This window comes from Paenibacillus sp. FSL H8-0457 (genome assembly GCF_038051935.1).
GTDB classification, from domain to species: Bacteria; Bacillota; Bacilli; order Paenibacillales; family Paenibacillaceae; genus Paenibacillus_AQ; species Paenibacillus_AQ lautus_A.
Map to the genome: position 1 here is coordinate 2,410,984 of NZ_CP150293.1, position 12,358 is coordinate 2,423,341.

At 51.7% G+C, this 12,358-nt stretch carries 10 protein-coding genes and 1 other annotated feature; all 10 genes read left to right on the forward strand.

Annotated elements, in window-relative coordinates; genetic code table 11:
• Positions 1-141: 141 nt before the first annotated feature.
• The 10 genes from MHI43_RS10485 to MHI43_RS10530 all read left to right on the forward strand — a co-directional run bounded on the left by MHI43_RS10485 (position 142) and on the right by MHI43_RS10530 (position 12,293).
• Complete coding sequence (locus MHI43_RS10485; protein ID WP_015734437.1) at positions 142-2,874, forward strand: copper amine oxidase N-terminal domain-containing protein; 2,733 nt, start codon at positions 142-144, stop codon at positions 2,872-2,874.
• A gap of 234 nt (positions 2,875-3,108) precedes the next feature.
• Complete coding sequence (locus tag MHI43_RS10490; RefSeq protein WP_009595022.1) at positions 3,109-3,579, forward strand: Fur family transcriptional regulator; 471 nt, start codon at positions 3,109-3,111, stop codon at positions 3,577-3,579.
• Positions 3,576-3,833, forward strand: coding sequence for a membrane protein insertion efficiency factor YidD (gene yidD / locus MHI43_RS10495; RefSeq protein WP_015734438.1), 258 nt, complete (start codon positions 3,576-3,578; stop codon positions 3,831-3,833). The genes MHI43_RS10490 and yidD overlap by 4 nt, the downstream gene beginning before the upstream one ends.
• A 126-nt stretch (positions 3,834-3,959) precedes the next feature.
• Positions 3,960-4,211, forward strand: a binding site (T-box leader).
• Positions 4,212-4,297: 86 nt separating this feature from the next.
• Positions 4,298-6,286, forward strand: a complete 1,989-nt coding sequence (gene metG / locus MHI43_RS10500; RefSeq protein WP_015734439.1) for a methionine--tRNA ligase — start codon at positions 4,298-4,300, stop codon at positions 6,284-6,286.
• A 212-nt stretch (positions 6,287-6,498) separates the two neighbouring features.
• Complete coding sequence (locus tag MHI43_RS10505; protein WP_015734440.1) at positions 6,499-7,590, forward strand: zinc ABC transporter substrate-binding protein; 1,092 nt, start codon at positions 6,499-6,501, stop codon at positions 7,588-7,590.
• Positions 7,591-7,691: 101 nt separating this feature from the next.
• Positions 7,692-8,441, forward strand: a complete 750-nt coding sequence (locus tag MHI43_RS10510) for a metal ABC transporter ATP-binding protein (RefSeq protein WP_036665754.1) — start codon at positions 7,692-7,694, stop codon at positions 8,439-8,441.
• A 20-nt stretch (positions 8,442-8,461) separates the two neighbouring features.
• Positions 8,462-9,292: a metal ABC transporter permease gene (locus MHI43_RS10515; protein WP_175495141.1), complete on the forward strand. Its 831-nt coding sequence runs from the start codon at positions 8,462-8,464 to the stop codon at positions 9,290-9,292.
• 17 nt (positions 9,293-9,309) lie between these two features.
• On the forward strand, positions 9,310-10,023 hold the full coding sequence (locus MHI43_RS10520; protein WP_009591263.1) for a cytochrome c biogenesis protein CcdA: 714 nt from the start codon (positions 9,310-9,312) through the stop codon (positions 10,021-10,023).
• Between the two features lie 171 nt (positions 10,024-10,194).
• Positions 10,195-10,620, forward strand: coding sequence for a transcriptional regulator MntR (mntR, locus tag MHI43_RS10525; protein WP_009591262.1), 426 nt, complete (start codon positions 10,195-10,197; stop codon positions 10,618-10,620).
• A 116-nt stretch (positions 10,621-10,736) separates the two neighbouring features.
• Positions 10,737-12,293, forward strand: coding sequence for a family 10 glycosylhydrolase (locus tag MHI43_RS10530; RefSeq protein WP_036665749.1), 1,557 nt, complete (start codon positions 10,737-10,739; stop codon positions 12,291-12,293).
• Positions 12,294-12,358: the final 65 nt, after the last annotated feature.

Consider the following 12,358-nt stretch of genomic DNA (forward strand, 5'->3'; position numbering starts at 1 on the left):
AACCGGAGTCTTCCTGCCTAGGAATGCTCCGGTTTTCCTATTTTCCAGCCATTTCTGAGCAACTTTTCGGGAAAGTCGGCGTCTAATAGTATGTCCAATAGAGGCAGACAGACTATACTGAGAGTTTTAAAGGAGTAGAGAATGAATTTCAAACGAATCTCGATGATTACAGTCCTTGCCGCGGCCCAAGTATCCATGGCATTTCCCGTGGCAGCTGAATCACCGGATGTTACAGCTCCGGCGCTAAACGGGCAACCAGCGCTGCAGTCCCCGGTGGAAGGACAAGGCCAGGCAAACAGAGAACAACAGACGGACTTGCAGCAAGCGGAGGAAACGCCGGCAACGCCAACAGAAACACCTTCCGATTCAATCGAAGGCACGACCAGCGATCCGAATGCCACACCTTCTGAACCCAATGAACAGCAGGAGGACTCGGCAAGCGATCCTTCCGATAATGAAGTATCTGAGAACGAAGAGGGAAGCCCGGCCGAAAGCAAGCCCGAAGTCGGCATTACCAATGCAGCTGCTAACGAACTGGTGCTGCTGATGAACAGCAATGTGATGTACCATAACGGCAAGCAGTACAAAGCGGGACAGCCGATGGCCGTGAAGCAAGGGGTATCCTATGTCGCCATACGCGCCATGGTGGAGCGGGCAGGACTTAAGCTGTCTTACGATAATAAGACGAAGGAAACCATTATCCTTAAGGATGGCAATGAGCTCCGATTCACGACAGGAAGCAGCAATTATAAAGTCAACGGACAGGTGCGTCCGATGAAAGGCCCTGCCTACCAGAGCAACAACGTATTTATGGTACCGCTGACCGCGATAACGCAAGCGCTTGATATTCCATACACGGTGAACCAGCCGGAGAAGAAGGTGATTCTCGATCTGTCCGGAATGGGCAGCGGCAGCAACAGCGGCGAACAGCCGGGAGGCAGCAGCGGCGGCGGATCCGGCAGCGAGGTTCCGAACATACCGAACCTCGGTCCGAATGACCTGATCCTGATGATGAACAGCAACAAGATGTATCAGAACGGAAAAGCGTATACCGCCGGACAGCCTATGGCAGTCAAGAATGGCGTATCCTATGTCGCGATTCGATCCCTCGTCGACCGTGTCGGCCTGAAGCTGACCTATGACGGAAAGACAAAGGAAACGATTATTATCCGAGGTAACGATGAACTGCGCTTTAAGACGAACAGCAGCGTATACACGGTGAACGGCGTTCGAAAATCGATGAAGGGACCGGCTTACCAGTCCAATAATACGTTTATGGTGCCGTTGACCAGCATCACGCAAGCGCTGGACATCACCTACCGGGTCGACCAGCCGAACAAGCGGATCATCCTGAGCCTGAGCTCCAAGCCGGTGGCATCCTTTACGGTGCAGCCTGGTGAAATCTTTGCCGGACAAACCAAGGTAACGTACAAGACGAATGCCTATTCGCCGACAGGCCTGGCTATCGTAGACGAGCATTGGGAAGGCCGGGAAGATGTGTTTGACGAGCCTGGCGTGCATACGGTTTCCTATTCGGTACAGGACGCCAGCGGGGAGTGGAGCGATCCGTATATTTTGAGCATTCATGTATCCGCACCGAATACGCCGCCTGTGGCCATGTTCGACACGGATAAACAGCAATACAAGATCGGCGAGAAAATTACGTACATTAACATGAGTTATGACAGCGATCCCGGCGATGAAATTACGTTTAAGTGGGAAAACAACGATCAGGCTTTCTTTACGGCAGGGCCGCATAAAGTGCTGTTGATCGTGACCGATAAGCATGGGGCGACCAGCTCATACGAGAAAATCATCAACGTAACAAGCGAAGTGTTGTATACGCGCGATCAATTCAATCAATTATTTACGGGCATCGGCGACAAATACACGTTTGACGGATCGGCCGTGCCGACATGGAATCTGATGCCGATTACGAGAAGCTCCGAGCCGTACCTGTTGATTCGCAGCAACTCTCCGGAAACCGTCTATCAGGAAGGTATCGTATATCGCGAGATCGGCAATGCCAGCACGCGCTTCATGATTCACCACTTGAATGCAACCGGGAAGAACATGAAGATGTATGTCGTAGCGACCAACATCAACACGATGACGGCGCGTCTGACCACCGAGTATACCGGTTTGGGCGGTCCGATCAACATTCCGACTGCTACGGGGAAAGCGGCTGTGCAGCGCTATCTCGAGTCCATGCAGTCAGCGGATGCATTCAAGACGATTTCGCTCGCCCCTGGCGAAAGCCGGATCATCCTGCAAGATTTGAGCGCGCAAACCATGAAGAATCAGCAGGTGCTGTCCATGTTTGCCGACCTGTATTCGGATTCGCCGATTCGATATGATGTCATCATGATCGATGAAGCCAAGGATCCGATCCAGAAACTGCCATACCTGAAGCTTCACCCGAGCGATGGCGTTCATAACCGGGGAACCTACCCGGACTCGACGCGAATCATTGAATCCTATGATTTGGTAGGCAACACGCCAACGCGTCTTGCGCTTGGTGATAAGACAAACGATCCGAACCTGGAAGGGTATGACGGCATTAACGGTTCATATCAATCCAACGCCGGCAACTTCGGCGTTCTGTACAAAATCAAGCTGCACCGCGTAGCACCCAATACGCTGATCACGCTGAATCCGCGCGGAGGCAAATACATGGGCGCGATGATGGTGAACGGAAACATCATTCAGACGCCGAACACAAGCGGTGGCGCGGTATCTGCGCCGAATGAAGCCGCCGTTCTCTATCGTACGGGAAATTACGAGCAGACGGTGGAAATTCTGTTTACGGCAGCACCGGGAAGCAGCCTGCCGATCAACATACTGCTCCAGCCTCTGCCGCAAGTGAAGAACTAATCCTATTTATTCATAAACAACAAGCGGACAGCCCATCAGCCGAAACACGGCCCGGGCTGTCCTTTTTGTTGGTTTTTGCCGAGGGAGGGGGCAGGTTTATGCCGTCTGTTAGCCTTTCAAGCTCCTGGCTGCTTGTCAGGCGGTTTGCCTGTTCACAACCGCTTTCATTGACGCTGTCATTTTTTTCAGGCATTATAAGGAGAGAGTATCTTCAAGTAGAGGAGGTTATTGCGTATGCTTACGACGGAACAGATCATCGACGCCATGTCGGAACATGGGCTGCGCATTACCGATCAGCGCAAGACGCTTGCCAAATTGTTTGGGGAACATCCTGGATATTTGACGGCCAAGGATGTATACGAATATATGGGCCGGAAGTACAGCGGTTTGAGCTTTGATACGGTATACCGGAATCTTCGGGTATTGTACGAGCTTGGTGTATTGGAGCAAGTCGTGTTCGAGGAAGGCGTCAAGTTCCGGGGACGCTGCAGCGAAGAACACCATCATCATCACATGATCTGCCTGCAGTGCCAGAAGACATATCCGATTACCTTCTGCCCGATGCAGCTGACCGATGCACCGGACGATTTCCAGGTGGTCCAGCATAAATTCGAAGTGTTCGGATACTGCCGGGACTGCGGCAAGGACAATAACGATAAGGAAACTTCGCAGGCCGGTGGAGGAAATCGGGACAGCCGGGCATGAGCACGGCGCGCAGGGTAGTGAAGGTGCCGATACACTTCTATCGGAAATTCATTTCTCCTCTGAAACCGGCGACTTGCCGCTTCTATCCAACCTGCTCGGCATATGCCCTGGAAGCGATTGAGGTGCATGGTGCGCTGAAGGGCTCCTGGCTGGCTGCTAAGCGGATCGCGAGATGTCATCCCTTTCATCCTGGAGGCATCGATTTGGTCCCGCCGCGCAAGGATAAGATGTCGTCTTCATGGACAGAGGAATAGCGATTTTTTTGGGGTATCATATGGATGATAATCGAAAGCATGCCGCCCGCAGCCAGGGGGATGCCTTGGATCGATGCACACCTTGACACGCTGCGGCTCGTTTGATTAAAATGTAAGAAATTATAGGTATATCCGAGGAAGAGATAAGTACGAAAAGCTTGCCTTGAACAGAGAGCCGGAGGAGCTGGAAACCGGTCTTGGCGAATTTCGGAAAATGGTCTTGGAGGATCCGTTTTTGAGCGCTGCAGCCAGTGGCTGCCGTAAAGAAGCGGCGTGAGCCAGCGTTAATGGACGCCGTATGACGGCAGATGAGCCTGTTGCCCGCAAGGGTACGGGGAATTTGGGTGGTAACACGTGAGAATAACTCTCGTCCCATAGGGGCGGGGGTTTTTTGCTGTTTACTGCTGGTTTTCCTAAGGAATCGCTTGATGCGACAATCAATTTCACGGTAAAGGAAGGTTACAATGGCAGACAAAAAGACGTTTTATATTACGACGCCGATCTATTATCCGAGCGACAAGCTGCATATCGGACATGCTTACACAACGGTGGCCGGCGACGCCATGGCCCGCTACAAACGGCTTCGCGGATACGATGTCCGTTATTTGACGGGGACCGATGAGCACGGGCAGAAGATCGAACGCAAAGCGGCAGAGGCCGGTAAAACCCCGCAGCAGTTCGTTGACGACATCGTGGCAGGCATCAAGGATCTGTGGAAAAAGCTGGACATATCGAACGAAGACTTCATTCGTACCACGGAGAAGCGCCACACCACGGTGGTGCAGGATGTATTTGAACGTCTGCTGAAGCAGGACGACATCTACAAGGGCGAATACGAAGGGTGGTACTGTACGCCTTGCGAGTCGTTCTTCCTGGAACGTCAGCTGGTCAACGGCAATTGTCCGGACTGCGGACGGCCGGTGGAGCTCGTGAAGGAGGAGAGCTACTTCTTCCGCATGAGCAAGTATGTGGACCGCCTGCTTCAGTATTACGAGGAGAATCCGGATTTCATTCAGCCGGTATCCCGCAAGAACGAGATGATCAACAACTTCATTAAACCGGGTCTTGAGGATCTGGCTGTGTCCCGTACAACCTATGAGTGGGGGGTTAAGGTCAAGAGCGATCCGAAACATGTCATCTACGTGTGGATTGATGCACTCCTGAACTACATCACGGCACTCGGTTACGGTACGGAGGACACCAGCCTGTATGACAAATACTGGCCAGCGGACGTTCACCTGATGAGCAAGGAAATCGTGCGTTTCCATACGATCTATTGGCCGATCATCTTGATGGCGCTCGATGTGCCGCTTCCGAAAAAAGTGTTTGCCCACGGCTGGCTGCTCATGAAGGACGGCAAAATGTCCAAATCCAAAGGGAATGTGGTCGACCCGGTCACGATGATCGACCGGTATGGTCTCGACGCGCTTCGTTATTACTTGCTGCGCGAAGTTCCGTTCGGGGCGGACGGCACGTTTACGCCGGAAAGCTTCGTAGAGCGGGTGAACTCCGACCTCGCCAATGATTTGGGCAACCTGCTGAACCGCACCGTGGCCATGGTTGATAAATACTTTGACGGGGAGGTTCCGGCTTTCTCGGCAGGCGTAACGCCTTTTGATGCCGCAATCGAGGAAGCGGCCAAGTCCGTTTATGACAAAGTCGAAACTGCCATGGAGAATATGGAGTTCTCGGTTGCGCTGACGGCGATCAGCCAGTTTGTCAGCCGCAGCAACAAATACATCGATGAGACCCAGCCGTGGACGCTGGCCAAAGACGAGAGCAAACGGCATGAACTTGCTTCCGTCATGAGCCATTTGGTCGAGGCGCTGCGGATTGCATCGATCCTGCTGCAGCCGTTCCTGACCCGCACGCCGAAGAAAATGTGGGAACAGCTCGGCTTGGCGGAAGGGGAATTGACAACTTGGGAAAGCGGACGCCAGCTCGGAGCCATACCGGCTGGTACGAAGCTTCAAAAGGGCGAGCCGATCTTCCCTCGCCTGGATGCGGAGCTGGAAGTGGCCTACATCGCTGAAGCCATGACTGGCGGCAAGAAGGCAGCCGAGGAAGAGCCTACGGGTTCGGCGGCAGCTTCGTCCGCCGATAGCGGAGCGGAGCCTGTGGAGCTCAAAGAGGAAATCGGCATCGAGGATTTTGCCAAGGTTGAGCTGCGCGTAGCACAGGTCATCGCCGCCGAGCCGGTCAAGAAAGCGGACAAGCTGCTGAAGCTGCAGCTGGATCTCGGGTTTGAGCAGCGGCAGGTGGTGTCCGGCATTGCGAAGTTCTATACGCCGGAGGAATTGGTGGGACGCAAAGTGATTTGCGTGACGAACCTGAAGCCGGTGAAGCTTAGAGGCGAAATGTCGCAAGGCATGATTTTGGCCGCTTCCTACGGGGATCAGCTCACGCTGGCAACCGTGCCGGAGGGCATGCCAAACGGCGCCATCGTGAAATAAATGACGCTTGCGTTGAATTAAGTTGGATCAGACGGTGTACCCTGTTAAGGGTACGCCGTTATTTTTTTCCTCTAATACGGGGGACATGAGTTCTATATGAAAAACTAATAGTAACTTTTACGATTTGGTTGACAATCACGTCGAACTGCTCTTATAATCTTTTTAGTAAAGTTTACGATTAGTTGAGCGGAGCGAATGTGGGGGAGATGAACATGAACAAGAGAAAGAGCAAGAACAAACTGAACGGCTGGACCTGGAGCGTAACTTCGATGTTGCTGGCGATGCTCATCCTGTCGGGCTGCGGAAGCAAATCCGGCGGAAGCATTGTTGAAGGCAAGGTTAACGTCATTACGACCTTCTATCCAATATATGAATTTACGAAGGAAATCGGCGGAGACGAGGTCAATGTCGTGAATCTTCTGCCAACGGGCGTGGAACCTCATGATTGGACGCCGCGGAGCCAGGATATCGTCAATACATCCAAGGCTCAGCTGTTTCTTTATAATGGTGCAGGGTTGGAAGGCTGGGCGCCTGGATTCTTAAAGGGTCTCGATAAAGATACGCAAGTGAAACCAGTCATCGTTTCCCAAGGGATCCAACTGATCGACGCCGTGGGGGATGATGGCCACGGGCATGGTGAAGCAGCCCATGAAGAGGAACACGACCACAGTCATGAAGAAGGCGCTGAAGCGCACGACCACAGCCATGAGGAAGGCACCGAAGAAGATCATGCTGGCCATGATCACGAGGAAGAGGCAGCCGAGACGAACACGGATACCCATCATACGGATCCGCATACTTGGGTAAGCCCGAAATCCGCACTGGTCATGGCAGAAAATATCAAGAACAGCCTGGTCGAGGTCGATCCGGAACATAAGGACGGCTATGAACAGCGCTATGAAGCGTTAAAAGAGAAGCTGGTCAAACTGGATAACGACTTTGCGAGCGAGCTGTCCAAACTGCCGAAAAAAGATATCGTCGTATCCCACCAGGCATTCGGTTATCTATGCCGGGACTACGGTTTGACGCAGCATGCGATTATGGGACTGTCGCCAGACGCCGAGCCGAGAGCGCAGGATATCGTGAACCTGACTAAGACGGTGAAAGAGAAGGAAGTGAAATATATTTTCTTCGAAGAACTCGTATCGGATAAACTGGCCAAAACGCTGGCCAATGAAGCGGGCGTGGAAACCTTGGTGCTGAATCCGGTGGAGGGGCTGACCAAGGAGCAGGCTAGCAGCGGCGAGAATTATTTCACGCTGATGGAGAAAAATTTGCAAAATCTAACGAAGGCTTTACAATAAGGAAGAAGGGGGATCATATCCCCCTCTTCTTTCGTGTTATGAACGTATACGGACTCGTATATTTATTATAGAGAGACTACAGAGAGAAAGGCGGCCTGTTTATGGAGCCGGCAGCGCAGGATTGCCACCAACCTATCGTACAAATCAAGGATGTATCCTTTCATTACCGGGATCAACAGGTGATCAAGGATCTTAATTTCACCATAAAAGAGCGGGACTTCGTTGGCATCGTCGGATCTAATGGCGCGGGAAAAACCACCCTGCTCCGCATGATCGTCGGCTTGCTTCCCGCCGCGGAAGGGACCATTGAACTGTTCGGCCAGCCGATCCGTAAATTCCAGGACTGGGAGCGAATAGGTTATGTTCCGCAAAAAAATGCGTTCAACCCGCTGTTCCCTGCCACCGTGCGCGAAGTCGTCATGTCCGGTCTATATAATCGAAAAAAAATGTTTCGCCGTTTGAGCCGCCTGGACCATCAGAAATGCGAAGACGCGCTGGAAGTGATGCGCATTCAGGATATTGCCGATAAGCGGATCGGCGCCCTGTCCGGAGGCCAGCAGCAGCGCGTATTCCTTGCTCGCGCGCTGATCAATCGTCCGGATCTGCTTATACTGGACGAGCCGACGATCGGCATTGATGCGGAGACCCAGGCCGGATTCTTTGAATTGATCACCCATATGCATGCCCATCACCATATGACGTTCCTGATGGTCACCCATGATTTGGACATGGTCAAAGACTACCTGGGCGAATCGCCGGTATCGCAGAACGGGAAGATTCAGTTTTTCGTCCGGCATTCCCATGAAATCGAAAACTGCGCGGAAGTGGACTTGCAGCATTCGCTCGTATAATCATAGAAACAAACTTATGGATGCAGGAGAAGGAGACGTTGTCATTGCTTGATATTTTGCTTAGCGATTTTTTCCAGCGGGCGCTGATCGGTGGGGTTCTGATCGGGATTACGGCCCCGCTTATCGGAATATTCCTCGTGCTGCGCAGGCTGTCGATGATCGGCGATACGTTGTCGCACGTCACGATAGCGGGCGTGGCCCTCGGATTTTTGATCGAAGTCTACCCGCTTGCCGCAGGATTGGTATTTGCGGTGCTGGCCTCTTTTGCGATTGAGAAGCTGAGAAAGGCCTACAAAAGTTATGCCGAGCTGTCAATCGCCATTATTATGTCGGGCGGCGTTGCGCTGGCCTCGCTGTTTTTCACGCTGGGAATGGGCTATAATACGGATGTCATGAGTTATTTGTTCGGAAGCATCTATACGCTGGATTCCACGGATATTTATATGGTAGGCGGCGTAACCGTCGTTGTCATTGCGGTGGTGGTTATGTTCTTCAAGGAATTTTTCCTGCTCAGCTTCGAGGAGGATGCGGCCAGCGTCAGCGGCCTGCCCGTCAAGTGGATGAACATGATCATTACGGTGCTGACGGCGCTTGTCGTAAGTACCGCCATCAAGATTGTGGGCGCGCTTCTGGTCTCCGCATTGCTGACCATTCCGGTAGCGATCAGTTTATTGCTGGCGAGAAGCTTCCGAAGCTCCATCGTATTATCGGTGATCATCTCCGAAATTGCCGTTATCGGGGGACTGATGCTTGCCGGCGTATTTAATTTGGCACCCGGCGCCACCATCGTGCTGCTGCTGATCAGCCTGCTCATCATTACGCTTGTCGGCAAAAAGGGCTTTACGACATAAGGGGGTTCTAAAATCAAATGGCTGATATTAATATCGGCATCGCGTTTGCGGCCGGTTTCGCTTCATTTATATCTCCATGCTGCCTGCCGCTGTACCCGTCCTATTTATCCATTATTACAGGCATGTCGGTCAATGACTTAAAGAACGAACAGAACCGCAAGGAGGTCCGTTTCCGGACCATGACGCACACACTCGCGTTCATCCTTGGGTTTTCTGCTGTTTATTACACTCTCGGTTGGGGGGCAGGCCTGTTCGGGGAGTTCTTCACGGAATACCAGGATCTGATTCGCCAGTTATCCGCGCTGCTGATCATCGTGATGGGACTTATGCTTATCGGCATTTTCCAGCCTAAATTTCTCATGAAGGACCGGAAATTCAATTTTAAATCTAAACCGACCGGATACATAGGAACATTTCTATTTGGTATCGGCTTCGCCGCAGGCTGGTCGCCTTGCGTAGGACCGATTTTGACGGCGATCATCGCGCTTGCAGCTTCCGATCCGGGAACGTGGTTCCCGCTGATCACTTCATATTCGCTCGGGTTTGCGGTACCGTTTTTCATCCTGGCCTTTTTCATCGGCTCCACCCGCTGGATTCTTAAATATTCAAGCACGCTGATGAAGGTCGGCGGCGTTTTGATGATTCTGATGGGGGTTCTGCTCTTCACGGATCAAATGTACAAAATCACGATTTGGCTGCAAGGCATTACGCCGGAATGGCTTAAATTCTAATGATGTTGGGTAAGGCTGGTTCAATTCATAGGTCCATATTGACATAGGCCCATATTAACATGAGGATTGGACCAGGACTTGCCAACGGGTCTCAAAAACATGTATCATTACTAATGCAGGTAAAACAGTTTTATGGCACGGGTTATGTAATTATAGAAAAGAGGGAATAAGATGCCGACACCTAGCATGGAGGATTATTTGGAGCGCATCTACAAGTTGATCGACGAAAAAGGATATGCGCGCGTTTCGGATATTGCCGAAGGCTTGGAGGTTCACCCCTCATCCGTCACGAAAATGATTCAAAAGCTGGACAAAGACGAATATTTGATCTATGAAAAATATCGTGGTTTGGTTCTGACCAGCAAAGGCAAAAAAATGGGCAAGCGGCTCATGGAACGTCATCATTTGCTTGAGGAATTCCTTGAGATGATCGGTGTACAGGATGAAAACATTTACAGGGACGTTGAAGGAATCGAGCATCACTTGAGCTGGGATTCCATTACGAGAATTGAGACGCTTGTGGAATATTTCAAGCGTGATGAGAATCGACTTCAGGATTTGCGTGACGTTCATAACGAATTAGTCAACGAATCGTAATGTGGCATCTGTCCGCTTGTGACAGATGCTTTTTTAAACTGAACCGTCATATTTACATGGTTATAGTAATAGGTTAGATTACCTGCAAATTTCATATTTTCGGAGGATTAATAGAAATGAAGCTTCGTAGATGGTTGTTGGTGCTGATCATGCTGTTATTGTGTCTCCCGTCGGTGGTCCCAACCGCGCAAGCGAAGGCGGCTCGTATCAGCATTCAGCTGGACGGTGTAAACCTGAACAGTGACGTATCTCCTTACATATTGCCGAAGGTTAACGTAACCATGGTTCCTACGCGGATCATCAGTGAAGGACTTGGCGCTTCGGTCGCTTGGAATCAGAAGTCGAAGACGGTAACCATCGGAAAGGACGGTTCGAGCCTGCAATTGACATCCGGCAAAAAAACCGCCCTCGTGAATGGATCATCGGTAGCACTGGATGCTTCCGTTGAAATCAAGAACGGCCGGGTCATGGTTCCGCTGCGTTTCATCAGCGAGAATCTGGGCGTTCAAGTGGAGTGGAATCAGGCGGCACAGCGCATCTCGCTGTCCACGGGCTCGGTCGTCGTTCCTCCGCCGGTATCAACCGGGGATGAAGTCAGAGGGGCCTGGATATCCACCGTGTTCAATCTGGACTGGCCGAAAACGAAGACCAGCGCGGAACAGCAGCAAGCCTCTTACATCGCCTTGCTGGATTCGCTCCAGGATGTCGGCATCAATACCGTGTACGTGCAGGTACGTCCGGCCGGTGATGCATTGTATCCTTCCACCATGGTACCGTGGTCGAAAGTGTTGACGGGCATTCAAGGTGCCGATCCGGGTTACGACCCGGTTGCTTTCATGGTAGAGGAAACGCACAAACGGAATATGGAATTTCACGCTTGGTTTAATCCATTCCGGGCGAACACCGATATTTTGACGGCATCGCTCCATCCGTCCCATGTTGCGCTAAGCCATCCGGATTGGATCGTGAATACGGGCAAGCAGCTGTACATCAACCCTGGGATTCCAGAAGCCAGGCAGCATATCATCGATACGATCATGGAGGTCGTTAACGGATACGATATTGACGGCATCCATCTGGACGACTACTTCTATCCGTCCAATACGGTCTTTAACGATGACGCGGCATACCGCGAGTTCAATAATGGGGCCTACGCCAATCTGGCGGATTGGCGCCGCGGAAATATCAATGCCTTTGTCCAATCACTCGGAGAGAGCATTCATCGCGTGAAACCGGACGTCGAATACGGAATCAGCCCTTTCGGCGTATGGCGTAACCAGTCCGTGGATAAGACGGGATCGGATACGAAGGCCGGTGTAACGGCGTATGACAGCATGTATGCCGATGTGCGGACCTGGATCCAGAACGGCTGGATCGATTACGTTGCACCGCAGATCTACTGGAGCATGAGTAATCCGGCAGCCGACTATGATAAGCTGGTGGACTGGTGGGCAAGCGAAGTACAAGGAACCGGCGTAGATCTTCTGATCGGTCATGCCCCCTACAAGCTGGGAACCAGCGAAATCGGCTGGCAGAGCGCATCGGAAATCATCAATCAATTGAAGTACAATCAGAACCATGCCGAAGTGAAAGGCAGCATTTTCTTTAGAGCAGAGAATATTTTAAGCAATCCGTTAGGCATTAAAGATCAATTGCAATCATATTATAGATAATCTGCACGTCCTATAGGTATGAAACATCCCCCGCGCTCATACATAGTCATTAGACCATGTGAGGC

Excerpts from the sequence above, each read along its gene's own strand:
- MHI43_RS10515 (WP_175495141.1), top strand. The coding sequence starts at position 8,462 with ATGCAGGAGAAGGAGACGTTGTCATTGCTTGATATTTTGCTTAGCGAT.
- mntR (WP_009591262.1), top strand. The coding sequence starts at position 10,195 with ATGCCGACACCTAGCATGGAGGATTATTTGGAGCGCATCTACAAGTTG.
- MHI43_RS10505 (WP_015734440.1), top strand. The coding sequence starts at position 6,499 with ATGAACAAGAGAAAGAGCAAGAACAAACTGAACGGCTGGACCTGGAGC.
- MHI43_RS10485 (WP_015734437.1), top strand. The coding sequence starts at position 142 with ATGAATTTCAAACGAATCTCGATGATTACAGTCCTTGCCGCGGCCCAA.
- yidD (WP_015734438.1), top strand. The coding sequence starts at position 3,576 with ATGAGCACGGCGCGCAGGGTAGTGAAGGTGCCGATACACTTCTATCGG.
- MHI43_RS10520 (WP_009591263.1), top strand. The coding sequence starts at position 9,310 with ATGGCTGATATTAATATCGGCATCGCGTTTGCGGCCGGTTTCGCTTCA.
- MHI43_RS10530 (WP_036665749.1), top strand. The coding sequence starts at position 10,737 with ATGAAGCTTCGTAGATGGTTGTTGGTGCTGATCATGCTGTTATTGTGT.
- MHI43_RS10510 (WP_036665754.1), top strand. The coding sequence starts at position 7,692 with ATGGAGCCGGCAGCGCAGGATTGCCACCAACCTATCGTACAAATCAAG.
- MHI43_RS10490 (WP_009595022.1), top strand. The coding sequence starts at position 3,109 with ATGCTTACGACGGAACAGATCATCGACGCCATGTCGGAACATGGGCTG.
- metG (WP_015734439.1), top strand. The coding sequence starts at position 4,298 with ATGGCAGACAAAAAGACGTTTTATATTACGACGCCGATCTATTATCCG.